Raw genomic sequence first — 24643 nt, forward strand, 5'->3', positions numbered from 1 at the left:
GGCTGCAACGACTGTGCCGAGATGGCCTCTGCCTGGGATGGCTCGCCGTGTCACCTCATGCTGTCGGCCAGGACTTGCCACCGCCACCGGTCGCCGATGCCGCCCAGAACCGTGAGGCTCTGTTGCACCTGGAACTGGTGCTCAACCAGCGGCCGACCGGACGGGTGATATCGGTGACGCGTCGCGGGGGGCATCTACTGGTAACGCCGGAGGCGTTTGGTGAGATCAGGTTTCCCGAACGGCTGGCGTCGATGGAGCACCTTGATCTGATGCACCTTGAGGAGGTCGAGGCGCACTATGACGCGCTTCGCCAGCGCCTGGAGGTGACAGTGCCAACGGCATGGTTGCCCCGACAGCAGTTGGGCGGCCGGCAGGCAGGAGCCTCCTCCGAGGCGTTGAGCAGCCCCGGTGCACTGGTCAATTACGACCTGCATGTCAGCAAGGCGCGTCAGGGAACCACGCGCGCTTCGCTATGGCATGAGGCGCGGCTGTTCGGCCTGGGAGGAAGCTGGCGCAGTAGTGGTGCCTGGCGCGAGGCTCTGGAGTCGGTGCCTGACGGTTCAGGCGACGAATCGGCCTATGTGCGTTACGACACGACCTGGCGCCATGATGATCAGCAACGCCTGTTGAGCTACGAAGCAGGGGATGTCGTCACCCGTCCTCTAAGCTGGACGCGGGCCGTGCGGTTGGGCGGTGTGCAGGTGTCGCGCGATTTTGCGATTCGCCCGGATCTGATCACCTACCCGCTGCCGAGCTTCTCCGGCGATGCCGAGGTACCCACCACCCTGGACCTGTTCGTCAACGGCAATCGGGTCGAGCGCCGGGATATCGAGCCAGGCCCCTTCACGCTGTCCGATGTCCCGAGTATCAACGGGGCCGGCGAGGCAACGCTGGTCACCGAGGATATCCAGGGGCGTCGGGAAGTCAGGACCCTGCCTTTTTATGTGACCAACGAGCTGCTGCGGCCGGGGCTGGCGAGCTTCAGCATTGCTGCCGGCGCGTTGAGGCGAGGCTATGGGCAGCGCAGTTTTGATTACGATGAAGCGGCGGCCAGTGTCTCGCAGCGCATCGGGGTCACCGATCAACTGTCGCTTGGCGGACATGCCGAGTTGGCCGATTCCCTGGCGCTGGGCGGCGCGGGCGTGACTCTCGGTTTATGGCGTGCCGGCACTCTGGAGATGGCCTACCAATATAGCGATAGTGAATTCGGCACGGCGGCGGCTCACAGCCTGGGGTATCAGTACCGGGGCCGAAACGTCAGTCTGGGGGCGCGTCATGAGCGCAGGGAGGCGGGGTTCGCCGATTTGTCCGATGTCTTGGCTCGGCAGATCCCTGAACATGCCCGCACTCGGACCCAAGTGACCGCCAGCACGTCGCTGGGGAGGTGGGGCAGCATGGCCGCCGGATACTTCGAGGTCGACGACGGTGTGTCGACCCGGCTGCTGAATCTCTCCTATCAGCGTCCGCTGTGGCGTAACGCGCATCTGTCGTTGAGTGCCAACCGCGAGATGGGTGGGGCCGGGGGCTGGGGCGGGTTGCTGCAGGTCACGCTCGCCCTCGACCATGGCCGTGGCGTTGTGAGCGCTGGCATGGAGCGCGATGCCGAGGGCAATGCGGCACAGCAGCTGCAGTACTCGCGCGCCGCCCCCCTGGAAGGGGGCTGGGGCTGGAATCTGGGAGTACGTCGCCGCGAGGGGCAAGCAATCTATCGTCAGGCGGATGTTCGCCACCGTGGGGAAAGCGCCTCCTGGCGGTTGGGCCTGCAAGGGGCCGGCGAGGACGATACCTATTTCGGCGGCCTGAGCGGGTCGGCCGTCTTCATGGCCGGGCGCAGCTTTCTGGCCAACGAGGTCAATGACAGTTTTGTGGTGGTGTCCACAGACGGCGAGGCCGGTGTGCCGGTGCGTTATGAAAATCAGACGGTCGGCCACACTGATGAGGATGGCTACCTGCTGGTGCCCTGGGGGACCGCCTATTATCCAGGCAAGTACGAAATCGACCCGCTTGAGCTGCCTGTCGAGGTGGCCACACCGGAAGTCGAGCGGCGTGTGGCCGTCGAGCCGCGCAGCGGTTACTTGCTATCGTTTGATCTGCCGCGTCGTACATCCGCCAGTCTTCACCTGGTGGATGCCGATGGCAAGGATCTGCCGCTTGGTGCGAAGGTGCGCTCGTCGAGTGGCGAACGCGCCGTGGTCGGCTGGGATGGCATGACGTATCTCGAGACGGTGTCGATGGGAATGCGCCTGAGGGTGTCGCTACCGGATGGCAGCGAGTGCCTGGCACCTCTGTCCTTGCCCGATGAGGTGTCGGGGCGCCTGGATCTGGCGTCTGTGACGTGTCGTATGGAGGAGACGTGATGGGTCATACCGGCGTAATCCGCCTTGGCTGGCGGAGTCTCGTCACGTTCTGCCTGCTGCTGGCCGTGGTATGTGGCACGAACTCCGCTCTGGCTTGCGATGTGGTGGCGCCGAACCCTTTGGCGAGTTTTGGTGTCGCGAGCTCGCTGACGGTGGCCGGCAGTGCCCAGCAGACATCGGCACAGCCCAACGCCGGGGTGGAGTGCTCGGCTCCGCTATTGTCGGTGCTTGGCAGCGACTACGTGAATGCGACGATCACCAGCGCCAACGGCGGCCAACTCCAGGTGCCAACCGGCGACACCATCGACTATGACATCTCGGCCGACCCCGGCGGCGAGGTGCCCCTGACGCTTGGTACTACCTACGATTACTACAACGCTACCTTGTTGGATTTGCTCGGTCTGCTGGGGAGCAGCGGCCCGATCGAACTGCCGATGTATTTCCGCACCCTGCCGGGCTCTGCGGATAATGTCGCCGCCGGTCTCTATATCGATACCCTGACCGTCAACTGGAACTGGTCCGTCTGCGAGGGGATCGGGATCGGTGGGTTATGCCTGGGGCGAGACAACGGGAGTGGTACCAGTACTATCACTCTGCAGCTCGAGGTCCTGCCGGATTGCGTGATTGATGCCCCCGATCTGGATTTCGGCTCGGCACCGCTGGTGGCCGGCTTTAGCCCGGTCACCCGGACGCTTTCGGTGCGTTGTACCAAAGGGCAGGCCTACAGCGTGGGGTTGAGCGATGGTCAGCATGCTGCGTCCGGCCAACGGCGCATGGCATCGTCGGGAGAGTATCTGCGCTATGAGCTCTACAAGGGGGCCAGCGGGCTGTCACGCTGGGGACCCCAAGGGGCTGAGCGACGCGATTCGACCCAGGCTGACAACGCGCCGGGCAACCATGATGGCGTGACCGCTCAGGGGTTCATCTACCGTGGCATCATCGATGAGACTCAATCGACGCCACCCGCTGGCGTCTATACGGATACCGTCGTCGTGGATGTCGAGTTCTGAACGCAAGGCGCCGCCTTCTGGCGGCGCCTGCGGCGGGAGGAGAGCGGATCAACCCTCGAAGCTGGTTTCCGAGTAGAGCACCCGTACGCGCAAGGTGTGCGTCACCTTGCTCAGGGCCTCCAGGGCGCGGGGGCCATACTCCTTGTCCACGTCGATGACCACGTAGCCGATGCGCTCGTTGGTCTGCAGGTACTGGCCGAGGATGTTGATGTTGTCCTCGGAAAGCACCCGGTTGATCTCGGACATCACGCCGGGCACGTTCTCGTGGATGTGCAGCAGGCGGTGCTTTCCGGGGTGGGCCGGCAGAGCGACCTCGGGGAAGTTCACCGAGGTGATGGTGGTGCCGTTGTCGGAGAAGGTCACCAGCTTCTCGGCGACTTCAATGCCGATGTTTTCCTGGGCCTCCAGGGTGGAACCGCCGATGTGAGGCGTGAGGATGACGTTGTTCAGGCCGCGCAGCGGGCTGACGAACTCCTCGTTGTTACCCTTGGGCTCGACCGGGAAGACATCGACGGCCGCACCGTTGAGGCGGCCGGCCTGGAGGGCCTCGGCCAGTGCCTCGATCACTACCACGCTGCCGCGGGAGGCATTGATCAAGATGCTGCCCGGCTTCATCAGGCCGATCTGTTCTTCACCGATCATCCAGCGTGTGGAAGGCAGGTCCGGCACGTGCAGGGTGACGATGTCGGCGCGGGCCAACAGCTCCTCGAGGCTGCCCACCTGGCGAGCATTGCCCATGCCGAGCTTGGTTACCACGTCGTAGTAGATGACGTCGAAGCCCAGGGCTTCCGAGAGTACCGAGAGCTGGGCGCCGATGCTGCCGTAACCGATGATGCCGAGCGTCTTGCCGCGGGCCTCGTGGGAATTCTTGGCTGACTTCAGCCAACCTCCCTGATGGGCGCTGGCGCTCTTCTCGGGGATGCCGCGCAGCAGCATGATGGCCTCTGCCAGTACCAGTTCGGCCACCGAGCGGGTGTTGGAATAGGGTGCGTTGAAGACGGGGATGCCGCGCACCAGTGCCGCGTCGAGATCGACCTGATTGGTACCGATGCAGAAACAGCCCACGGCCACGAGCTTCTCGGCGGCGGCGAAGACGCGCTCGTTGAGCTGGGTACGTGAACGGATGCCGATGAAGTGGACGTCGCGGATCTTCTCGATCAGCGTTTCTTCGTCCAGCGAAGTCGACAGGTGTTCGATGTTGGTGTACCCGGCATTCAAGAAATTGTCCACCGCGCTCTGGTGGACGCCCTCGAGCAGCAGGATCTTGATCTTGCTCTTGTCCAGGGACGTTTTGGCCATGGTCGAATCAACCCCTTCTATGGTGCGCGCCGCATGCAGTTCAGCAGGTGAAGCCCGAGCTTGCCAGACGCCCTTGGCCCTGGCCGCGACAGGCTCCAAACGAGGGCCAACATGCTACCACAGCCCGGCCCGTTGCGGATGAAAATGCCGCGTCGTCTGGATGAGTGGCGTGCATGATGACCAAGACGCGCCGGGCGCGGGGCAGACGACCCCCCCGGGGGAGCGTGTATACTATCGCCCTCATGGTGAGATGGCCGACGAGGGTAGCCATGGCGGGACAGGACAAGCAGCGGCAGGATAGCGAAGAGACGGCGCCGGAGGATTTCGCGGCGACCGTGGAGCGTCTGGAGGCGCTGGTGGAACGACTGGAATCCGGTGAATTGTCGCTGGAGGCGTCGCTGACGGCCTTCGAGCAGGGCATTCGCCTGACCCGCGACGCCCAGCGTCGGCTCGACGAGGCGGAACTCAAGGTCCGCACCCTGACCGAGGGAGAGGAAGGCGGCATCGACCTCAAGCCCTTCGCGTCACCCGAGGAGGATGACGGTGAACATTGAACGCTTGATGGCCGCGGATCGTCGCCGCGTGGACGAATGCCTGGAAACGCTCTTCGCGCGCGGTGAGTCGGCGCCTTCGGAGCAGCTGGACGCGGCCATGCGTCATGGCGTGCTGGTCGGTGGCAAGCGCTTGCGGCCGGTGCTGCTCTATGCCACGGGGCGTGCCCTGGGGGCGAGCGACGAAGCGCTCGACGGTCCGGCGATGGCGGTCGAGCTGGTGCATGCCTATTCCCTGGTGCACGACGACCTGCCGGCCATGGATGACGATGACGTGCGCCGTGGCCGGCCCACCGTGCATCGCGCCTATGACGAGGCCACCGCCATCCTGGCCGGCGATGCGCTGCAGACCCTGGCCTTCGAAGTGCTGGCCGATACCGGCCACCCGCGTCTGGCGGCGATGGTCGGCACCCTGGCCCAAGCCGCCGGGCGTGATGGCATGGCGGCCGGCCAGGCACTGGATCTGGATGCCGTGGGGGGCCACCCCGACCTGACGGCGCTGGCGACGATGCATCGCCACAAGACTGGCGCGCTGATCCATGCCGCCGTGCGCCTGGGAGGCCTGGTGGCGGTACCCGAGGACGATGAACGTCTGCTGGCGCTGGGGCGATACGCCGCCGCCATCGGGCTGGCGTTCCAGATTCGCGATGACGTGCTCGACGTAACCGGCGACACGGCCGTCCTCGGCAAGACCTCGGGGGCGGACGCCGCCCGAGACAAACCGACCTATCCCACCCTGCTGGGGCTGAAGGGGGCCGATGACAAGGCCCGATCCCTGGTGGACGAGGCCGTATCGGCCCTGGCGCCGCTGGGCGAGGCCGGCAGCGTGCTGGCTAACCTGGCCCGATACATGATCGAGCGTGACCACTGAACCACAGGGCCAACATGAAGCTGTTCGATGACATCCCGGTCGAGCGTCCGGCCACGCCGCTGCTCGACACCCTGGAAATACCGGCCGCACTGCGCGCCATGAACGAGGCTCAGCTGGTACAGGTGGCCGACGAGTTGCGTGCTTACCTGCTCTACAGCGTGGGCGTTTCCGGCGGCCATTTCGGCGCCGGGCTCGGCGTCGTGGAGCTGACCGTGGCGCTGCATCATGCCTTGGAGACGCCCCACGACCGTCTTGTCTGGGACGTGGGCCACCAGGCGTATCCGCACAAGATTCTCACCGGCCGCCGCGAGGCGATGCAGAGCATCCGCCAGTTCGGCGGCCTGGCAGCCTTCCCGCGACGCAGCGAGTCGGAGTACGACACCTTCGGTGTGGGGCATTCCAGCACCTCCGTTTCCGCCGCCCTGGGCATGGCGCTGGCCGCTCGCACGCGCGGCGAGAAGCGTCGGGTCTGCGCGGTGATCGGCGACGGTGCCCTGTCCGCCGGCATGGCCTTCGAAGCCCTGGCCCATGCCGGTCATGTGGATGCCAATCTGCTGGTGATTCTCAACGACAACGAGATGTCGATCTCCGAGAACGTCGGCGGCATGGCCAGTTATCTGGCGCGCATCCTGGCCAGCAAGCCCTACACCAGCATGCGCGAAGGCGGCAAGAAGGTGCTCTCGCACCTGCCCGGCGCCCTGGAGCTGGCCCGGCGCACCGAGGAACACATGAAGGGCATGGTCAGCCCGGCCACGCTGTTCGAGGAAATGGGCTTCAACTACATCGGCCCGATCGATGGCCATGACCTGCCGACCCTGGCCCAGACCTTGCGCAACATGTGCGACATGGACGGGCCGCAGTTCCTGCACGTGAAGACGCGCAAGGGGCGGGGCTTCTTGCCCGCCGAGGCCGATCCCATCGGCTACCACGCCATCACCAAGCTCGAGAAGAACGGCGAAACGCCGCCACCGTTCAAACCGACTCAGCCGGCCGCCACGCCCGGGGAAAAGAACGAGGCATCGCCCCCGAAGCCGCGCAAGTATTGCAACGTCTTCGGCGACTGGCTGTGCGACATGGCGGCGGCGGACGAGCGTCTGATTGGCATCACGCCGGCCATGCGCGAGGGCTCGGATCTGGTCCGTTTCTCCCAGGAATATCCCGAACGCTATTACGACGTGGCGATCGCCGAACAGCACGCGGTGACGCTGGCGGCCGGCCTGGCCTGCGAGGCGATGAAGCCGGTGGTGGCCATCTACTCCACCTTCCTGCAACGCGGCTACGACCAGCTCATTCATGACGTGGCGGTGCAGGAGCTGGACGTGACCTTCGCCATCGATCGCGCCGGTGTGGTGGGCGAAGACGGTCCGACTCACCACGGTGCGCTGGATCTGAGTTACCTGCGCTGTGTACCGGGCATGGTGGTGCTGGCGCCGGCCGACGAGGCCGAGTGCCGTGCACTGCTCAGTGCCGCCTATCATCATCCCGGCCCGGCTGCGGTGCGTTATCCGCGCGGTACCGGGCCCGGCACGCTGATTCCCGAGCATCTAGAGGCGCTGCCCATCGGCAAGGCCGAGATGCGTCGCCGGGCCGGCGGCGAGGGCCCGAAAGTGGCGCTGCTGGCCTTCGGCAGTCTCAACGGGCCGGCCGCCGAGGTGGCCGAGCGCCTCGATGCCACCCACCTCAACATGCGCTCGGTCAAGCCGCTGGATCGCGAGGAGGTACTGGCTGCGGCCGACGAGCATGACCTGCTGGTGACCCTGGAGGAAAACGTGGTCGCCGGTGGTGCCGGTAGTGGCGTCGGCGAGCTGCTGGCCGCGGCAGGCCGCCGCACGGCGCTGCTGCATCTGGGCCTGCCCGATGTCTTCGTCGAGCATGGCAAGCCGGCGGAACTGCTGGCCGAATGCGGCCTCGATGCCGAAGGAATCGAGGCCTCGATCAGGCGCCGCCTCGGTTGAATATCCTCCTGGACTCGATGCGCGCACTCCTGGATGAGATATCGCGCATCGCGCCCGTCCTTGGCGGAGTGCTATGCTCCCGCCATCTTTTTTGCGAGACGTGTTTCAAGGAGTCGACATGCTGGCCATGGTGCTGATTGGTGGGGTGCTGGGATTCCTGATCGGTGGTCCCGTGGGTCTGTTGATCGGGGGGGGCCTCGGCTACTGGCTCGTCCGGCGTTTGCGCCGGAGCATGCTGGGCCGCCTGGCCGGCGTGCAAGCCCAGTTTCTCGAGTCGACCTTTGCGGTCATGGGCTGCATGTGCAAGGCCGATGGGCGCGTCTCCGAGGCCGAGCTGGACGCGTCCCGTCAGTTGTGGGACCGCCTGCGGCTGAGCGAGGAACAACGTACCAAGGCGCGGGCCGATTTCAACCGTGGCAAGAGCGAGGATTTCGACCTCGAAGCTGAGCTGGCCAAGATTCGTCAGATCGTGGGCAGCCAGCCGGCCTTGCGGCAAGTGTTCCTGCAAGTGCAGCTCGCGGCCATCACCGCCGACGGTCAGCTTCATCCCGCCGAGCGTGACATGCTGATGCGGGTGGTGCGTGGGTTGGGTTGCTCTGAGGCCGAGATTGCCCAGATCGAGGCCATGCTGCGAGGCGCGGCCGAGGGCGGCGGTGCCCCGCACGAAACCTCGCTGGAGGATGCCTACCAGGTGCTGGGCGTATCGTCGGAGGCCAGCGATGCCGAGATCAAGCGTCAGTACCGTCGCCTGATGAGCGAGAACCATCCCGATAAGCTGGCCGCCAAGGGGCTACCGGAGAACATGCGCGAAGTGGCCAAGGAGCGCACCAGCGAGATCGGCAATGCTTATGAGCGTATCCGCAAGGCGCGCTCCGCTGACGCCGCTTGATCGATACGCGGCGCATTCCTCTCGATGACCTTTCTTCACGACGGCCCGCGTTTTCCGGAATGTGACATGACGGTTGCCGGGGCGCTCGTACCCGCCTAGGATGCGCGGCGACCCGCCGACCCGGTGGGGACGACGCCTCTGCCTCGATCCGGCCAAACAACGGATGCCGAGGCATTCTTGTGGTGATCGACAAGAATTCCAAGGAGACCCTCGATGTCTTTCGGTCCGTTTTCCCTCCTGCCGCCTGTGCTGGCCATCGTGCTGGCGCTGGCGACGCGCAACGTGATTCCGGCGCTGTTCTGTGGCGTCTGGCTGGGTGCCACCATGCTCAGCGGTGGCAACCCGGCCGCTGGCCTCTATGCCAGCTTCAATGACTTCATCATCCCGAGTGTGGGCGATGAGTGGAGCGTTACCGTCCTGATCTACTGCGGCCTGTTCGGCGTGTTGATCATGGTGCTGCAGCGCACCGGCGGTGCCCAGGCCATTGCCCGGGCGATTTCCGAGCGGGTCGTCTCGCGCCGTGGGGCCCAGGGCGCGACCCTGGGGCTCGGTGTGCTGATCTTCTTCGAGGATTACTTCAATGCCCTGACGGTGGGCAGCGTGATGCGCCCGATCACCGACCGCATGAGGGTCTCCCGGGAGAAGCTGGCCTATATCGTCGATTCGACCTCGGCCCCGATGTGCCTGCTGGGTCCGGTGTCCACCTGGGTCGTCTTCGTGATGGGACTGATCGGCACGCAGCTGACGGAGATGAATATCAGCGGCTCGGAGTACCTGATCTATCTTTCTTCCATTCCGCTGAACTTCTATGCCTGGCTGGCGCTTGGCCTGATCGCCTTCATCGTCATCACCCAGTGGGACTTCGGGCCCATGGCACGCGCCGAACATCGTGCCCGGACCACCGGCGAAGTGCTGGCCAAGGACGCCACGCCGCCTTCCGACCGGGAGGTCGCCGAGATGGAGGTGATTCCGGAGGCCCAGGCACGCAAGCGCAACATGCTGGTGCCGATCGCCGTGCTGGTGCTGATGATTCCGCCGATGTTCCTGTGGACCGGCAATTATCCCGAGAACGACCTGGTCACCGCCGTGGGCGAGGCCAATGGCGGCCTGTCGATCCTGATCGCCACCTTCGTGGCAGTGGTCGTCGGCCTGGTCATGGGCATGCAGCAGAAGCTCTTCGACTTCCGTGAGTCCATGGACATCGTCGTCTCCGGGATCAAGAGCATGACGCTGGTCTACATCATCCTGACATTGGCCTGGTCGATCGGCAGCGTGACCTCGGAGCTTGGCACCGCTGATTATCTGGTGACCCTGGCGGAGGCGAACATTGCGCCCAGCCTGGTGCCGGTGCTGCTGTTCCTGATCGGTGCCCTGGTCGCTTTCACGACCGGTACGTCCTACGGCACCTTCGCGATCATGATTCCCATCGCCATGCCGGTGGCGATGGCCATGGACCTACCGCTGTCGCTGGCGATCGCCGCAGTGCTCAGCGGCGGCATCTTCGGCGATCACTGTTCGCCGATTTCCGATACGACGATTCTCTCCTCGGCGGGTTCCTCCTGCGATCATATCGACCACGTGCGCACCCAACTGCCCTACGCGATATCCGCCGGATTGGCCGGTATCCTGGCCTTCTTCGTCGCCGGCCTGACCGGTAGCGCTCTGGTCGGTGGTCTCGCCGGTGCCGGGGCCCTGGTGACGACGGTGGTGCTGCTGCGCCTCCTCTGGGGCGGAGTGAAGTCGCGTGACGAGGCGCTTGCCGATTGAGAGAGTCCACGCATGACGGCGCTCGCCCATGAAAAAGGCCCCTCGATGAGGGGCCTTCTTGCGTCTGGAGCAAGTCTGAGCGCTTCAGTGCCGGCGGCTCAGGTGGTGGCTTCGCGAGCCGGCGCCAGGGAATCGCCGCTGTCGGCGATATCGGTCTCGTGCTGCTGCTGGGCGCGCAGCTTGAGACGGGCCTTGGCCATGGCATCGCTGCCACCTTCGGCGACGATGTCGGAAGAGGCGTCGGCCTGGGCCTGGGTGGCCGGTGCGTGCTGGCTTACTGCAGCCAGCGGCTCGTTGAGCTGCAGGGTCCGCTCGGTGGCCGGATCGGCCTGGGCGGCCAGGGGCAGGGCGGCGAACAGCAGGCTGGCGGTCATCAGTTTGGCTTTCATCTCTGGGTCCTCGCTTGCGATGATTTGATAACTTGCATGTTATTAGCAAGCTAAGTGTAAGGCCAGAGAAATATTTCGATCGGTTCGATCAATACAGGCTATCTGGACTGCTGGAGCGCGATCTCAGGGTTTGCGTTCTATGTCCACATCGCTGGCCGGAGTGAAATCGCCTAGTGCCATCATGTGGCCGAGTTTGCCGGCCTTGGTGGACAGGTAGTGTTCGTTGTGCGGGTTGAGGCCCGTGGTCAGCCCCACGCGCTCGACGACATCCACGCCGACACGGGTCAGGGCCTCGACCTTGCGGGGGTTGTTGGTCATCAGCCTGAGCGAGTCGATGCCCAGGTGCTCAAGCATCGGCAGGCAGAGGTCGTAGCGACGCAGGTCGGCGGAGAAGCCCAGTTGCTCGTTGGCCTCGACGGTGTCGGCGCCCTGGTCCTGAAGATGATAGGCGCGGATCTTGTTGAGCAGGCCGATACCGCGACCTTCCTGGCGCAGGTAGAGCAGCACGCCGCGTCCCGCCTCGGCAATGCGCTTGAGCGCCTCCTGAAGCTGGTAGCCGCAGTCGCAGCGCATCGAGAACAGGGCATCACCGGTGAGGCATTCGGAATGCACACGGCCGAGCACCGGCTGGCCGTCGCCGACCTCACCGAGGGTGAGGACGACGTGATCCTTGCCGGTGGCTTCGTCCTCGAAGCCGTGCATGGTGAAGGTGGCCCAGGGTGTGGGGAGCCGGGAGGCGGCGATGTAGCGAATCGTCACGATATACCTCGATGAAGGACCGGGCGTGGCCGTCGGGATGATTTCATTCTATCAGGAAGGTGAGGCGGGCTCACGGTCGAGCCGGATGGGTTACAATGGCGACCACATTTTCCGTGGATGAGCGAACGCATGGAACTCGAGAACGACCGCCTGCTGCGCGCCCTGGCGCGTCAGCCCGTGGACCGCACGCCGGTCTGGATGATGCGTCAGGCAGGCCGTTACCTGCCGGAATATCGCGAAGTTCGCGCCCAGGCGGGCAGCTTCATGGATCTCTGTCGTGATCGTGACAGGGCCTGTGAGGTGACGCTGCAGCCACTGGAGCGCTATCCGCTGGATGCCGCCATCCTGTTCTCGGACATCCTGACCATTCCCGATGCCATGGGCCTGGGCCTGTATTTCGAGACCGGCGAGGGGCCGAAATTCCGCAAGCCGGTGCGCACGCCCGAGGCAGTGGAAGCGCTCAGTGTGCCCGATGCCGAACGCGACCTGGATTACGTGATGAATGCCGTCACCACCATCCGTCGCGAGTTGAATGGACGTGTGCCGCTGATCGGGTTTTCCGGCAGCCCCTGGACGCTCGCCACCTATATGGTGGAAGGCGCCTCGAGCAAGGATTTCCGCCATGTGAAGGCCATGCTCTACGACACGCCGGACACCATGCATCGACTGCTCGACCTGCTGGCCCGGGCGGTGACGGATTACCTCAATGCCCAGATCCGCGCCGGCGCCCAGGTCGTGCAGATATTCGACACTTGGGGCGGAGCGCTATCGACGCCGGCCTACGAGGCCTTCTCGCTGCGCTACATGAAGCAGATCGTGGATGGCCTGATCCGCGAGCGCGAGGGACGGCGCGTGCCGGTGATCCTGTTCACCAAGAACGGTGGCCAGTGGCTTGAGGCCCAGGCGGAGTCCGGCGCCGATGCGCTGGGCCTGGACTGGAGCACCGAGCTTTCCGGCGCCCGGGCCCGGGTCGGGCAGCGTGTCGCGCTGCAGGGCAACCTGGATCCCAATGTGCTGTTCGCCCATCCCCGGGCGATCCGTGACGAAGTGGCGCGGATTCTCGACAGTTACGGTGCGGGACCTGGCCATGTCTTCAACCTGGGGCATGGCATCAGCCAGTTCACCGACCCCGAGCGTGTCACGGCCTTCGTCGAGGCGCTGCACGAGCTGAGCCCCGCCTACCATCGGGGATGATGGCGTGCCGGATCACACTATCTTGCGGGCCGTCGCGGACATGCATGCGCGGCCCGTCACCATTCGTTTACCTCGAGGGTTCATGATGAGCACGTCTCTTGATTCCGGCTGGTTTACCGAAGTCTTTGACAGCCAGGGCAGTGCCTTTTCGTTGAAGGTCACCGGCAAGCTGCACGATGTGCAGAGCGACTATCAGCATCTCGAGGTCTATGCGACCGAGACCTTCGGCAACCTGATGGTGCTCGATGGCTGCGTGATGCTGACCGACCGCGACAATTTTCTCTATCACGAGATGATCGCGCACCCTGCGCTTTTTACCCACGCCGATCCGAAACGCGTGGTAATCATCGGCGGTGGTGACTGCGGTACGCTGCGTGAAGTGCTGCGTCATCCCGGTGTCGAGAAGGTGACCCAGATTGACATCGACGAGGAGGTGACCCGGGCCGCCGAGCGCTTCTTCCCTTCCCTGACCGAGTCGAACGACGATCCCCGCGCCGAGTTGGCCTTTACCGACGGCGTGCGCTGGGTCGACGAGGCGGAGGCCGAGAGCGTCGATGTGCTGATCATCGACTCCACCGACCCGGTGGGGCCGGCAGAAGGGCTGTTCACGACCGACTTCCTGCGTCGCTGTCATCGCATTCTGCGCCCCGGAGGAGTGATGGTGCAGCAGAGCGAGTCGCCTCTCTACCATAGCGGCTCGATCATCCGCTCATTGCGTCGCGACATGCGCGAGGCGGGGTTCGACAGCGTGGCGACCCTGCCATTTCCGCAGCCTGTCTATCCCTCCGGCTGGTGGAGCGTCACCCTGGCCGGCAAGGGCGGCGAGGTGAATGACTTCCGCGAGCAGGATGCACGAGAGGCTGGCCTGCCGCTCGACTACTACACCGCCGACATTCACCGTGGCGCCCTGGCATTGCCGCCGTTCATGCGTCGGGCATTTGATTGAGGCCCGACGCCGGCGGTGCCTTCATAGTCGTGGTTCGTGACGAGAGTCGGGTTCCGCCTCGCCGTCGCTCGGGTTCAGGGTCGGTTCGTTGCCCGCGTGGCGCTGGCGTGATCCCGGTTGGGCGACGCGAGCGCTGCCGATGACCTCATCGTCCATCGATACCGAGCGTGCCGCGGAGGTCCAGGCGCGCTCGTTGTCGTGGACGGCCGGGCGCCGATCGAAGGAGCGGGTGACCACATCGCCCGGAGCGAAGCCGGAGCGCAGGCCCGCCAGGTGGTAGGGCAGCAGCCACAGTTCGGCGATCAAGCGAACGCCGACCATGGCCAGCAACAGCACACCGCCCCCGAGGGCGAGGTGTGGCCAGGCGGCCAACCAGGTGGTATCGGCGAGCCAGGGGGTGCGCGGCGCCAGCCACAGCCCGCCGGCCACCAGCAAGCCGAGCTGGATGACGGCGTGGCAGAACAGCAGGGTGCGCCGTGGCAGGGGTTGGCGCGGAAACAGGAATTGCCGCATGTTGAGTCCTCTGAATAGCATCGGCGGTTGAAGTGCCGAGGTTGCGCCGGCGCTCCTTGCCGGTGAGCCCGCATCCTACCCTAGACGACGACGGTCGGGCAGTGTCCGCGAAGACCGACGCCGGGTGTCGCCAACTGCCGTCTATCGTGCCGCCGAACGGGCGGTGGGCCCTCAGGAGTACAGATCCTCAAGAATAATAGGGCAGGTCGATCTGGTCGCTGCTGCGAATGCCTTCCGTCATGTGACGGCATTGCTTGAGGAATTCCCGCATGCCGGTCGCCAGGTACTTGTGGCGATGCCAGATGAAGGCGAACTGGCGGCTCAGGTCCAGCTCGGGCGTCGGGATCTGCACCAGGCTGCCGCGACGGAAGGCGTCGCGCAGGGCCAGCTTGGAGACGCAGCCGATACCCAGCCCCGACTCCACGGCACGCTTGATGCCCTCGGTATGTTCCAGCTCGAGCAGGGTGTTGAAGCGCCCGCGGCGATGACGTGCGGCCTGTTCCAGCGTCAGGCGGGTGCCCGACCCCTGTTCGCGCATGATCCAGGCCTCCCGCAGCAGGCGATCCAGTTCCACCGGCCCCTGGTTCGCCAAGTGGTGGCGCGGTGAGCAGAACACTGCCAGTTCGTCCTCCACCCAGGGCTGGGTGATGACATCGTCCTCCTCGCACTGGCCTTCGATCAGCCCCAGGTCGAGCTCATGCTGGCGAACCTCCTCGATGATGGTGCGCGTATTGCGGACCTGCAGACGAACGCGGCTGCCGGGATGGCGTTGCATGAAGTCGCTGATCAGCAAGGTGGCCAGGTAGTTGCCGATGGTCAGCGTGGCTCCTACGTCCAGAGTGCCAATGCCTTGCTGCCCGCGCAGCAACTCTTCGACCTCTTCGGCACGGTCGAGCAGTGCCACGGCCTTGGGAAGCAGTTGGAAGCCCAGCGCGTTGAGCTTGAGCCGCTTGCCGATGCGGTCCAGCAATCGGCAGTCGAACTGTCGCTCGAGCTCGGCCAGGGCGGTACTGGCGGCCGACTGGGAGAGTGCCAGGGCGCGGGCGGCTCGGGAGACACTCTCGTGCTGGGCCACGGCCACGAAGACCTCGAGCTGACGCAGGGTATAGCGCATTCGGCTGGCTCCAGAGCATTTCTATCCAAAGTATAGATAAGCTTTATCCATACAATCCATTTAACAGATATTCTGGCCTTGCTTAGAATCAGTTGCAAAGAGTGAATGGCGCATATATGCGCTTCCGGAATATGTAGGAGTCGACATGAGCAAGTTTGCCGAGGAAGAAGTCCTCAGCGTGCATCACTGGAACGACACGCTGTTCAGCTTTCGCACCACCCGCGAGCGTAGCCTGCGCTTCAAGAACGGCCAGTTCGTGATGATCGGCCTGGAGGTGGAGGGCAAGCCGTTGATGCGTGCCTACTCCGTCGCCAGCCCCAACTACGAGGATCATCTCGAGTTCTTCAGCATCAAGGTACCGGATGGCCCGCTGACCTCACGGCTCCAGCATCTTCAGGTCGGCGACAAGATCATGGTCAGCCGCAAGCCCACCGGTACGCTGGTCACCGACGATTTGCTGCCAGGCCGCAACCTCTACCTGCTGTCCACCGGCACGGGGCTGGCGCCGTTCATAAGCCTGATCCAGGATCCCGAGGCCTACGAGCGCTTCGAAAAGATCGTGCTGGTCCATGGTGTGCGTACCGTCAGCGAGCTTGCCTATGCCGACTTCATCTCCAAGGAGCTGCCCGCGCACGAATACCTGGGCGAGGAGATCAGCGAAAAGCTCGTCTACTATCCGACGGTGACGCGGGAAGACTTCCACACCACCGGCCGCCTGACCGATCATATCCGTACGGAAAAACTGTTCGAGGACACCGGCCTGCCGACCATCGACCCCAAGCAGGACCGCGCCATGCTCTGCGGCAGCCCGGCGATGCTCGACGAGACCAGCTCGCTGCTCGACGAACTGGGCTTCAACATCTCGCCGCGCATGGGCGACCCGGGCGACTACGTCATCGAACGGGCCTTCGTCGAGAAGTAAGCCGCCCGGCTGCGCCGGGAGCGGTAAACCGTAAGTTGGAAGAACGCCCGGACGTTGTCCGGGCGGGAAGTCTGAAGAACGCGGCTTCGCCGCTGGAAGCAACTCAGCTGCGAGATACGGGAAACGAGCCACGAAAATCAACCCCGGCTCCGAACGACTCGTTGCTCGCCGCTCGTATCTCGTGTCCCGCCGCTCGTATGCTTTCCTCTTCGAGCTTCGAGCCCCCAACCTTGCTACCATGTCTCTCCTTCATGTTCCCGGTCAGGACGTTGCCGTGTTGACGCTGCTTGCCGAGCGTGTCTCGCGACATCTCGAGCGCTCCCCCAAGTCTCCCAAGTATCTGTGCATGCGTGATGCGCTCATCGAGCTGATCGTCGAAGGGCAGTTGCGCGAGGGCACTCGCTTGCCCACCGAACAGGCGCTGGCCGAGGCACTTCCCCTTAGCCTGGGTACGGTACAGAAGGCGCTGCGGGATCTGGTGGAGAGCGGCGAACTGTATCGGCGTCGTCGTCTGGGGACCTTCGTCGCCGCGGGCGATCATCGGCGCGAGATCACCACGCCGGCCTTCCGCTTTCTGCGTCCCGATGGTTCTCGGGTACGCATGGTCTTCATCCGACTGATGAAGCGGGAACGGGTCGGAGCGGAGCGGCCCGGAGGGTGGAGCGAAGCGCTCGGCCACTGCGAAGCGGGCTATGTTCGCCTGGTGCGTCAGGATCGTATCGATGGCGCCTTCGACTGCCACACCGAGATCTATCTACGTGCGGACCAGGCCGAGGCCCTGCTTGAGGCGCCGGTCGAGGCATTCGAGCACGAAAGCGTCCTGCCCCTGTTGCAGGCACGTACTCGTATGGTCGTCGACCATGCCGACAATCGAGTGCGCCTGGTGCGCCTGCCCCGAGCCGTGGCCAGGGCTATCGCACCCGATGCGGAGCAGCCGGCATCCGGCCTGCGGCTCGAAACCTTCTATTGCCATCAGGACGGCACGGTCGTCGCCTGGCAAGTCATGCACATTCCCGCCAACGATTACTCTCTCTCGCTGCATACTGAATTGCGCTAAGGCTGTACGAACAGTGCCTGCACTCGCTGCTTACCGCGTTGAAATCGGCCTGAAAATGCTCATTTACCCCTCGTAGACTGCGCTTTTCTCGGCCGATTTCGCCTAGCCTCACCTTCGTTCGTCGACTTTTCGTACAAGACCTGTCCCCAGGTCGTCAGGTGCTGGGCATTTCGTGTGCCCTTAATACTATATAGTATTGACATGCGCGGCAGTGCTCCTATACTGCCGCCAAGGATCATATAAAAAACAAAGTTCCATAATTGATGCATGCAGCTCATGCATCCGACCGATGAGGACTACGTCATGAGTTGGACGACCGTCTGCAAGACCGCCCAGGTGCAGGAAGATTTCCCGTATTCCGCCAAGCTCGATGGCAAGGAAGTCGGCGTGTACGTGCTGGATGGCGAATATTACGCCCTCGAGGATGTCTGCCCTCACGCCTATGCGCTGTTGTCCCAGGGGTTCGTCGAGGACGGGCAGGTCGAATGCCCCCTGCACGAGGCGACCTTCGATATCCGGACCGGGAAGTGCCTTCGTGAGCCGGCCGACCGTGACCTGCATGTCTATCCGGTCCGCATCATCGACGATCAGATACAACTCCAAGTCAGCGAGGAGCACTGAGCCATGGCCCAGCAGGATTACAACCCCCAGTTGAAGAACTGGCAGCGCATCATTCCGTCCAGCGAGCCCGATCAGGGATACATCGAAGCGCCGGGAGACTTTGCCAACCCGGTGTGGCAGACCCGGCCGAGTGCGCCGGGGCCATTCGAGCTGGCGCTGGTGGATGCCCTGGAAGTGGTCTTCGCCGATGGCGTCACCGAGCTGGATGCCCTGGTCGAAGGCCTTAATGCCCGCCAGTGCCATGATCGCCAAGGGCATCCCTGGACCCAGGAGAGCTTTCTCCAGGAAATGGCGATCCTGGGCCAGTAATCCCCTTCACGCCACGCCTGTCAGTACACAATCAATAACGAGGTCGATCATGACTAGTGCATCTACCGACGCCGTGCAGGACTATCTGGACAGCGGCCTGCGTTCGCTGTGGTATCCCGTTGCCGCCAGCTGGGAAGTGGGCAGCCACCCTCTGGGAATCACCCGGCTGGGCGAGAACCTGGTGTTGTGGCGCGGCTACGACGGCACCCTGCATGCCATCGAGGATCGCTGCCCCCACCGTGGCGCTCGCCTCTCCAAGGGCTGGAATCTGGGCGACCGTCTGGCCTGTTGGTATCACGGTGTTGAAGTCAATGGTGCGGGCGAGGTCTGCGACGTGCCGGCGATCAGCAACAGCCCCCTGGTCGGGCAACCCTGCGTGCGCCGCTATCATGTGCAGGAAGCTCAGGGCGCCATCTTCGTCTACTTTGGTGTCACTCCCGACGAGGCGCCCGGCGAGCTGGAATTGCCGGAGCAACTGACCGATGGCGAGACATACGGCCACTTCCTGTGCACCGCGACCTGGAAGTGCAATTACCAGTATGCCATCGACAATGTCATGGACCCCATGCATGGCACCTACCTGCATGCCGATTCCCACTCCATGGCGGATGGTGATCGTCAGGCCGAGATGGAGCTCGAGCCCACCCCGAGCGGTTTCATCTTCAAGAAGACGGGGCAGGCCGGGGTCAACTTCGACTGGGTGGAATACGGCAACACCGGTGTCATGTGGTTGCGCCTTTCGATCCCCTATCAGCAGCGCTTCGGACCGGGCGGTCCCTTCTGGATCGTGGGCATGGCCGTGCCCGAGGACAAGGAGAACACCCGGGTTTTCTTCTGGCGGATCCGCAAGGCGGACGGTTGGCAACGCCAAGTGTGGCGTTTCTTCTATCGCACCAAGCTGGAAGGACTGCACTGGGACGTGCTCGAGCAGGATCGTGTCATTCTCGAAAATCTCGCGCCGGACGCCCGCCATCACGAGAACCTCTATCAGCATGACGTGGGCCTTTCCCGGTTGCGGCGTGTGATGCTCAAGGCAGCCAAGAAGCAGCTGGCCGAGCGCCAGCAGGCGGCCTGAGATGACCGAGATGCTATCCGGCAAGCGCATCCTGGTGACCGGTGCCGCCCGCGGCCTGGGACGTAGCGTCGCCGAAGCCGCCGCCGCCGAAGGGGCGCGGTTGGTGATCAGCGATATCCTCGCCGACGAACTGCAAGCGACCGCCGAGGCGTTGCGCGCCCGGGGTGCCGAGGTGGAGGCCCTGAGCATCGACCAGGCCGACCCGGCCTCCATCGAGGCGGGCATGGCCAGGGTTGCCGGGGGTGGAGGCCTGGATGGCCTGGTCAATAATGCCGCCATTGCTACGGGTGTCGGCGGCGAGACCCTGATGGACTACGACGCGGACCTCTGGGACCGCGTCATGACGGTCAACGTGAAAGGGACCTGGCTGATGACACGGGCAGCGATGCCATTGCTCGAGTCGGGAGATGGCGGCCGGATCGTCAATCTGGCCTCGGATACCGCCCTGTGGGGCGCTCCCAGGCTGATGGCCTACGTGGCCAGCAAGGGCGCGGTGATCTCCATGACGCGAGCCATGGCCCGCGAGCTCGGCGAGCGTGGTATCGGCGTCAATGCCGTGGCGCCGGGGCTGACCCACTGCGAGGCCACCGAGTACGTGCCCCAGGAACGCTACGACTTCTATGCCCAGGGCCGAGCCCTGAAACGCGAACAGCAGCCCGACGACGTGGACGGCACCATTCTCTACCTGTTGTCGAACTGGTCGACCTTCGTTACCGGCCAGGTGATTCCCGTCAATGGCGGCTTCGTCTTCAACTGAGGAGCGGCGAACATGACAGACGATATCCAGCGCATCGTGGTGATCGGTGGCGGTCAGGCCGGCGGACATGCCTGCAAGGCATTGCGGGGCGAGGGCTTCGCGGGAAGGCTGATGGTGGTCGCCGACGAACCCCATGACTTCTACGAGCGGCCGCCGCTTTCCAAGGGCGTGGTGACCGACGACGCACCACTGCCCAGGTTATTCCCCGAGGACAGCCAGGCTGCCCTCGACATCGAATGGCGGCGTCCGCGACATGCCGCCGCGATCGATCGCGACGCGCGCGAGGTAGTGCTCGATGATGGCGAGAGCCTTCCCTATGACCGTCTCTTGATCGCCACGGGCAGCCGCCCCCGCATGCCGGTACCCGAGTGGGCCGAGATCGGCAATGTCATGACCCTGCGGACCTGGGACGATGCCTCCCGGCTCAGGAAACAGCTTGAGCAGAGCCGTCGCATCGGCATCATCGGCGGTGGCTGGATCGGTCTCGAGGTGGCCTCCAGTGCCCGCAAGTTGGGCGTCGAGGTGGATGTCTTCGAGCGTGCCCCGGCGCTGTGCGGTCGCAGCGTGGGTGCCGAGGTGGCGGAAGCGATCCGTGAGCTCCACGAGCGTAACGGTGTGGGCCTGGCGCTTGAGCGACAGGATACCCGGCTCGACGAGCAGGTCGACGGCCGGGTGGCGATCACGGCTGACGGCGAGGCCCGTGAGCCCTACGACCTGGTCGTGGTCGGCGTCGGTGTCGAGATCAACCGGGAGCTGGCGAGCGAGGCGGGGCTCGAGATCGGCCAGGGCATCGTGGTCGACGCTGCGGGGCGTACCTCGGACCCGCGAATCTTCGCCGCCGGCGATGTCGCCCAGCATCCTCACCTGGGGCTCTGCCTGCAGTCCTGGGCCTATGCCCAGAACCAGGCCTGCGTGGTGGCCGATGCCATGCTCGGCAAGGACGCGCATTACGATGAGCCGGCCTGGCTGTGGTCGGACCAGCACGGCGTCAATATCCAGATTCTCGGGGTGCCGGGAGGGCAGGTGCGGTGCGTGGAGCGTCGGGATGCTCAGGGAACGGTATTCTTTTATCTGGATGGCGAGCAGCGGCTGGCCCAGATGGTGGCATTCGATCAGCCGCGCGCCATCAAGCTCGGCAAGCGCTGGCTGGCCGCCGGGCGGGTCCTCGATCCGGAGGCGCTGGGAGATCCCGAGTACAACCTGATGCAATTACGTTGAAAACGGACGAGCCACATTGATCGTCGCGGGAGTTGCGGCTCCCGCCATCTCGCTCCTGGCCAACTACCGTGCCTCATCCACCCGACTGGCGTGCCGGTCATGGGCCAGCATCCTTCGCTTCTGTCACCTTGCCGAGCCAGCCTTGTCGACGGCCCCGCATCCGTCGGTATGCCGGCAGAATTACCGAGCCTCATGCGCATCGATAACCGCTGTTTGACAACGTGGGTGCAGCGACTTATCTTTGCCTTAATCAAATAATAAACAAAGTTTCAAATATGATCCATCAGCCCGCAGTCGTGGGCAGGAACAAGAATATGACAAAGCTGAAAATCGGAATATGTGGTGGTGGTATCGGTGGGCTGTGCGCGGCGTTGGCGTTGCGTCGGCAGGGCCATGAGGCCGTCGTCTTCGAGCGCGCCAAACAATTTCTGCGCATCGGTGCCGACGTTAACCTCACTCCCAATGCCGTACGCGCCCTGGATCGTCTGGGTGTCGGCGAGGTCCTGCGCGAGACGGCGGCGCGTCCCACCCATCGCATCAGTCGCACCTGGGACACCGGGGAGGAGACCTCGCGTCTGCCCATGAGCGAGGCCGCCGAGCAGCGCTATGGTGCGCCGCAACTGACGATCCATCGGGGCGACTTGCTCACGGCCCTCGAGGCGTCGCTTCCGCAGGAGGCCATTCGCCTGGGCAAGCAGGCCGAGCGCATCGAAGATGGCGAGCCGATGCGCATTCACTTCGCCGATGGCAGCCACGAGGACGTCGACCTGGTGGTCGGCGGCGACGGTATTCACTCGGCTGTGCGTCGCGAGCTGTTCGGTGCGGATCGGCCCGAGTTCACTGGCCTGGTGTCCTATCGCGCGGTGGTGCCACGTAGCGCCGTGCCCGAGGTCGAGAACCTGGATGCTTTCACCAAGTGGTGGGGACCGACGCCCGACGTCCAGGTCGTGGTCTTCCCCCTGACGCGCGGCGAAGAGGTTTTCGTCTTCGCGACCACCCCTCAGGACGACTGGCGCGATGAATCCTGGACGTTGCCCGGCGACGTCGAGGAACTGAGAGAAGTCTACAAGGACTTTCATCCCAATGTTCGCGCCCTGCTGGCGGCCTGTGACAGCGTGACCAAGTCGGCGCTCTACGTGCGGGAACCCATGTCGCGCTGGTCGGTTGGGCACGCCACCCTGCTCGGCGATGCGGCTCATCCGATGGTGCCCTTCATGGCCCAGGGGGCCTGCATGGCGATCGAGGATGCCGTGGTGCTGTCGCGCTGCCTGGAAGGTGTCGGTCGCGATGACCTGACGTTGGCCCTGGAGCGCTATGAGCAGGCCAGGAAAGAGCGTACCGCTCAGGTACAGCGAGGCTCGCGCGCCAATGACTGGCTCAAGGGCGAAGGCAATGCCGACTGGGTCTATGGCTATGATGCCTGGGGCCTGGAACTGCCCTGATATCGCCCGGGCACCGACTCATCGAACTCAATAACAACACCCGAGGAAAGACCGACCATGACCAAGCAGCTCCTGTTCAAGTCCCTGTTGAGCCTGTCGTTGATCGGGGCGGCCACGGTCGCTCACGCCGAGGAGGTAACGCTCAACGCCGTTTCCTTCACGCCCAAGACGGCGGTGGTGTCCCACGGTTTCAAAGAATTCGTCACGGCCATCAACGAGAAGTTCGATGGTGAGCTCGAGATCAACTGGCGCGGTGGCCCCGAGGTGATGCCGCCTTTCCGGTTGGCCGATGCCGTGCGCAATGGCTCCATCGACATGGCGCTGACCAGTCCCAGCTACTATTCCGGGCTCGTGCCGTCGGCCACGGCGTCCAACCTTTCCTTCAAGACCTATGAGGAAATCGCCGAAACCGACTACCTGGAGCGCATGACCCAGGTGCATGCCGAGCGTGGCCTGCATTTGCTCGGCGAGATTCCGGCCAGCCCGGTGAAGTTCTTCCTGTTCTTCAAGGATGAGGTGACCGGCCTCGACGACCTGGAAGGCAAGCGCATTCGTGTCTTCCCGACCATCCTGCCGTTCGTGGAATCCCTGGGCGCCGAACCCTTGGTGATGCCCATGGGCGAGATCTACACCGCCATGGAGCGGGGTGTCATCGATGGCTTCGCCCAGAGCAACCTGGGTTGGGTCGACCAGTTCGAGGACGTGGTCAACTACTACATCACGCCCCCCTACTATCGCGCCGGCTTCAGCGTGCTGGTCAATCCGGATGCCTGGAGCGAACTGCCCGAGGAACTGCGCGGCCGGGTGCAAACCTATCTGCGCGAGGAATTGGCGTCGGAGATCGATCAGAGCTGGGACGAGATCATCGCTACCGGCTACCAGCAGATGGAAGACGCCGGGTTCCAGGAGGTCAAGCTGACCGGGGACGCTGCCGACGAGTACCTGAATACCGCGATCGAGGCCGCCTGGCAGCATCTCGCCGAAGATGTCGACCCTGAGCTGCATGCCGAACTCAAGGCGATGCTCGTCGACTGAAATGTGACCCGATGCCGGTGCCGGTCGTGGCGCCGGTATCCATCCACTTCCCGGGGCTTTCGCTATGGATGATTCCCTCACCGTCGAGCACGCGACGTCCAACGCCTTCATGCGTGGCGTCAGTCGACTCAACCTGTGGCTGGCCTGGTTCAGTGGCCTGGTGCTGGTGCTCGCCACCGGGCTGGTATTCCTGGAAATCCTGTCGCGGCTGATCTTCGATCGTTCGCTGGTCTGGGTCGTCGAGCTCAGCGAGTATGCGCTGCTCTACATGACCTTTCTCGGCGCGCCCTACCTGCTCGAAAAGCATCGGCATGTGGCCATCGACCTGGTGACCGAAGCCCTGCCCGAGTGGCCGCGGCGCCTGCTGGTCGCGGCCATGAGCGCGCTGGCCGCGGTGGCCTGCGGCTACTGCGCCTGGGTAGGCGGGCTGGTGACGCTCGACCAGCTCGAGCACGGGATGCGCGAAACCACACTGATGCGCCCGCCGAGCTACCTGATCACCCTGGTCTTTCCCCTCGGCATGCTGCTGCTCGCGATCCAGTTCGTGGCGCAGACTTTCGACAGTTTCAAGCGCTGAGCCCCGTCGGCTCGCG

The 24643-nt window shown here is 64.3% G+C and carries 24 protein-coding genes; 19 read left to right on the forward strand and 5 right to left on the reverse strand.

Annotated elements, in window-relative coordinates; genetic code table 11:
* The first annotated feature begins 47 nt into the window (after nucleotides 1–47).
* On the forward strand, nucleotides 48–2357 hold the full coding sequence (locus tag FZZ93_RS12575) for a fimbria/pilus outer membrane usher protein (RefSeq protein WP_187774528.1): 2310 nt from the start codon (nucleotides 48–50) through the stop codon (nucleotides 2355–2357).
* Entirely contained in the window at nucleotides 2357–3367 is a 1011-nt protein-coding gene (locus FZZ93_RS12580) for a Csu type fimbrial protein (protein WP_149322669.1), read from the forward strand. The genes FZZ93_RS12575 and FZZ93_RS12580 overlap by 1 nt, the downstream gene beginning before the upstream one ends.
* 48 nt (nucleotides 3368–3415) lie before the next feature.
* Here the strand turns inward: FZZ93_RS12580 and serA are convergent, their stop codons facing one another.
* Nucleotides 3416–4666 carry a phosphoglycerate dehydrogenase gene (gene serA, locus FZZ93_RS12585; protein ID WP_149322670.1) on the reverse strand — a complete coding sequence of 417 codons (1251 nt, stop codon included), beginning with the start codon at nucleotides 4664–4666 and terminating at the stop codon, nucleotides 3416–3418.
* Nucleotides 4667–4935: 269 nt separating this feature from the next.
* On the opposite strand from serA, the gene FZZ93_RS12590 reads away from it, so the two are divergent.
* The 5 genes from FZZ93_RS12590 to FZZ93_RS12610 all read left to right on the forward strand — a co-directional run bounded on the left by FZZ93_RS12590 (nucleotide 4936) and on the right by FZZ93_RS12610 (nucleotide 10699).
* Nucleotides 4936–5220 carry an exodeoxyribonuclease VII small subunit gene (locus FZZ93_RS12590; RefSeq protein ID WP_149322671.1) on the forward strand — a complete coding sequence of 95 codons (285 nt, stop codon included), beginning with the start codon at nucleotides 4936–4938 and terminating at the stop codon, nucleotides 5218–5220.
* Nucleotides 5204–6088, forward strand: a complete 885-nt coding sequence (gene ispA / locus FZZ93_RS12595) for a (2E,6E)-farnesyl diphosphate synthase (RefSeq protein WP_149322672.1) — start codon at nucleotides 5204–5206, stop codon at nucleotides 6086–6088. Before FZZ93_RS12590 ends, ispA begins: the two co-directional genes overlap by 17 nt.
* A gap of 14 nt (nucleotides 6089–6102) precedes the next feature.
* Nucleotides 6103–8043, forward strand: coding sequence for a 1-deoxy-D-xylulose-5-phosphate synthase (gene dxs, locus FZZ93_RS12600; protein WP_149322673.1), 1941 nt, complete (start codon nucleotides 6103–6105; stop codon nucleotides 8041–8043).
* A gap of 118 nt (nucleotides 8044–8161) precedes the next feature.
* Nucleotides 8162–8932: a co-chaperone DjlA gene (gene djlA / locus FZZ93_RS12605; protein WP_149322674.1), complete on the forward strand. Its 771-nt coding sequence runs from the start codon at nucleotides 8162–8164 to the stop codon at nucleotides 8930–8932.
* Between the two features lie 213 nt (nucleotides 8933–9145).
* Nucleotides 9146–10699, forward strand: coding sequence for a Na+/H+ antiporter NhaC family protein (locus tag FZZ93_RS12610; protein ID WP_149322675.1), 1554 nt, complete (start codon nucleotides 9146–9148; stop codon nucleotides 10697–10699).
* Nucleotides 10700–10797: 98 nt separating this feature from the next.
* On the opposite strand, the gene FZZ93_RS12615 is transcribed toward FZZ93_RS12610, so the two are convergent.
* Nucleotides 10798–11088 (reverse strand): hypothetical protein, encoded by a 291-nt coding sequence (locus FZZ93_RS12615; protein ID WP_149322676.1) that lies wholly within the window; start codon nucleotides 11086–11088, stop codon nucleotides 10798–10800.
* A gap of 123 nt (nucleotides 11089–11211) precedes the next feature.
* Nucleotides 11212–11847, reverse strand: a complete 636-nt coding sequence (gene ribA, locus FZZ93_RS12620; RefSeq protein WP_013330846.1) for a GTP cyclohydrolase II — start codon at nucleotides 11845–11847, stop codon at nucleotides 11212–11214.
* A gap of 129 nt (nucleotides 11848–11976) precedes the next feature.
* On the opposite strand from ribA, the gene hemE reads away from it, so the two are divergent.
* Complete coding sequence (gene hemE / locus FZZ93_RS12625; RefSeq protein WP_149322677.1) at nucleotides 11977–13041, forward strand: uroporphyrinogen decarboxylase; 1065 nt, start codon at nucleotides 11977–11979, stop codon at nucleotides 13039–13041.
* Nucleotides 13042–13126: 85 nt separating this feature from the next.
* Nucleotides 13127–13987 (forward strand): polyamine aminopropyltransferase, encoded by an 861-nt coding sequence (gene speE, locus FZZ93_RS12630; protein WP_149322754.1) that lies wholly within the window; start codon nucleotides 13127–13129, stop codon nucleotides 13985–13987.
* A 21-nt stretch (nucleotides 13988–14008) separates the two neighbouring features.
* Here speE and FZZ93_RS12635 read toward each other — a convergent pair whose 3' ends face one another.
* Both FZZ93_RS12635 and FZZ93_RS12640 read right to left on the reverse strand, forming a co-directional pair.
* The gene (locus FZZ93_RS12635; protein ID WP_149322678.1) at nucleotides 14009–14500 is read right to left on the reverse strand and encodes a hypothetical protein; all 492 of its coding nucleotides are present in this window, start codon (nucleotides 14498–14500) and stop codon (nucleotides 14009–14011) included.
* Nucleotides 14501–14687: 187 nt separating this feature from the next.
* Nucleotides 14688–15614: a LysR family transcriptional regulator gene (locus tag FZZ93_RS12640; RefSeq protein WP_149322679.1), complete on the reverse strand. Its 927-nt coding sequence runs from the start codon at nucleotides 15612–15614 to the stop codon at nucleotides 14688–14690.
* A 145-nt stretch (nucleotides 15615–15759) separates the two neighbouring features.
* Between FZZ93_RS12640 and FZZ93_RS12645 the strand changes: the two genes are divergently transcribed.
* The 10 genes from FZZ93_RS12645 (at nucleotide 15760) to FZZ93_RS12690 (ending at nucleotide 24627) form a co-directional block, all read left to right on the forward strand.
* Nucleotides 15760–16536 (forward strand): ferredoxin--NADP reductase, encoded by a 777-nt coding sequence (locus tag FZZ93_RS12645; RefSeq protein ID WP_149322680.1) that lies wholly within the window; start codon nucleotides 15760–15762, stop codon nucleotides 16534–16536.
* Nucleotides 16537–16810: 274 nt separating this feature from the next.
* The gene (locus FZZ93_RS12650; protein ID WP_246146211.1) at nucleotides 16811–17593 is read left to right on the forward strand and encodes a GntR family transcriptional regulator; all 783 of its coding nucleotides are present in this window, start codon (nucleotides 16811–16813) and stop codon (nucleotides 17591–17593) included.
* A gap of 303 nt (nucleotides 17594–17896) precedes the next feature.
* The gene (locus tag FZZ93_RS12655) at nucleotides 17897–18214 is read left to right on the forward strand and encodes a non-heme iron oxygenase ferredoxin subunit (RefSeq protein WP_149322681.1); all 318 of its coding nucleotides are present in this window, start codon (nucleotides 17897–17899) and stop codon (nucleotides 18212–18214) included.
* Between the two features lie 3 nt (nucleotides 18215–18217).
* Nucleotides 18218–18523, forward strand: a complete 306-nt coding sequence (locus FZZ93_RS12660) for a recombinase-like helix-turn-helix domain-containing protein (RefSeq protein WP_149322682.1) — start codon at nucleotides 18218–18220, stop codon at nucleotides 18521–18523.
* Nucleotides 18524–18572: 49 nt separating this feature from the next.
* Nucleotides 18573–19598: an aromatic ring-hydroxylating oxygenase subunit alpha gene (locus FZZ93_RS12665; RefSeq protein WP_149322683.1), complete on the forward strand. Its 1026-nt coding sequence runs from the start codon at nucleotides 18573–18575 to the stop codon at nucleotides 19596–19598.
* 1 nt (nucleotide 19599) lies between these two features.
* On the forward strand, nucleotides 19600–20355 hold the full coding sequence (locus FZZ93_RS12670; RefSeq protein ID WP_149322684.1) for an SDR family oxidoreductase: 756 nt from the start codon (nucleotides 19600–19602) through the stop codon (nucleotides 20353–20355).
* Nucleotides 20356–20367: 12 nt separating this feature from the next.
* Nucleotides 20368–21573, forward strand: coding sequence for an NAD(P)/FAD-dependent oxidoreductase (locus tag FZZ93_RS12675; protein WP_149322685.1), 1206 nt, complete (start codon nucleotides 20368–20370; stop codon nucleotides 21571–21573).
* Between the two features lie 314 nt (nucleotides 21574–21887).
* Entirely contained in the window at nucleotides 21888–23015 is a 1128-nt protein-coding gene (locus tag FZZ93_RS12680) for an FAD-dependent monooxygenase (protein ID WP_149322686.1), read from the forward strand.
* 57 nt (nucleotides 23016–23072) lie between these two features.
* Complete coding sequence (dctP, locus tag FZZ93_RS12685) at nucleotides 23073–24050, forward strand: TRAP transporter substrate-binding protein DctP (RefSeq protein WP_149322687.1); 978 nt, start codon at nucleotides 23073–23075, stop codon at nucleotides 24048–24050.
* Between the two features lie 64 nt (nucleotides 24051–24114).
* Complete coding sequence (locus FZZ93_RS12690) at nucleotides 24115–24627, forward strand: TRAP transporter small permease (RefSeq protein ID WP_149322688.1); 513 nt, start codon at nucleotides 24115–24117, stop codon at nucleotides 24625–24627.
* Nucleotides 24628–24643: the final 16 nt, after the last annotated feature.

It is taken from the genome of Halomonas eurihalina, assembly GCF_008274785.1.
Lineage (GTDB): Bacteria > Pseudomonadota > Gammaproteobacteria > Pseudomonadales > Halomonadaceae > Halomonas > Halomonas eurihalina.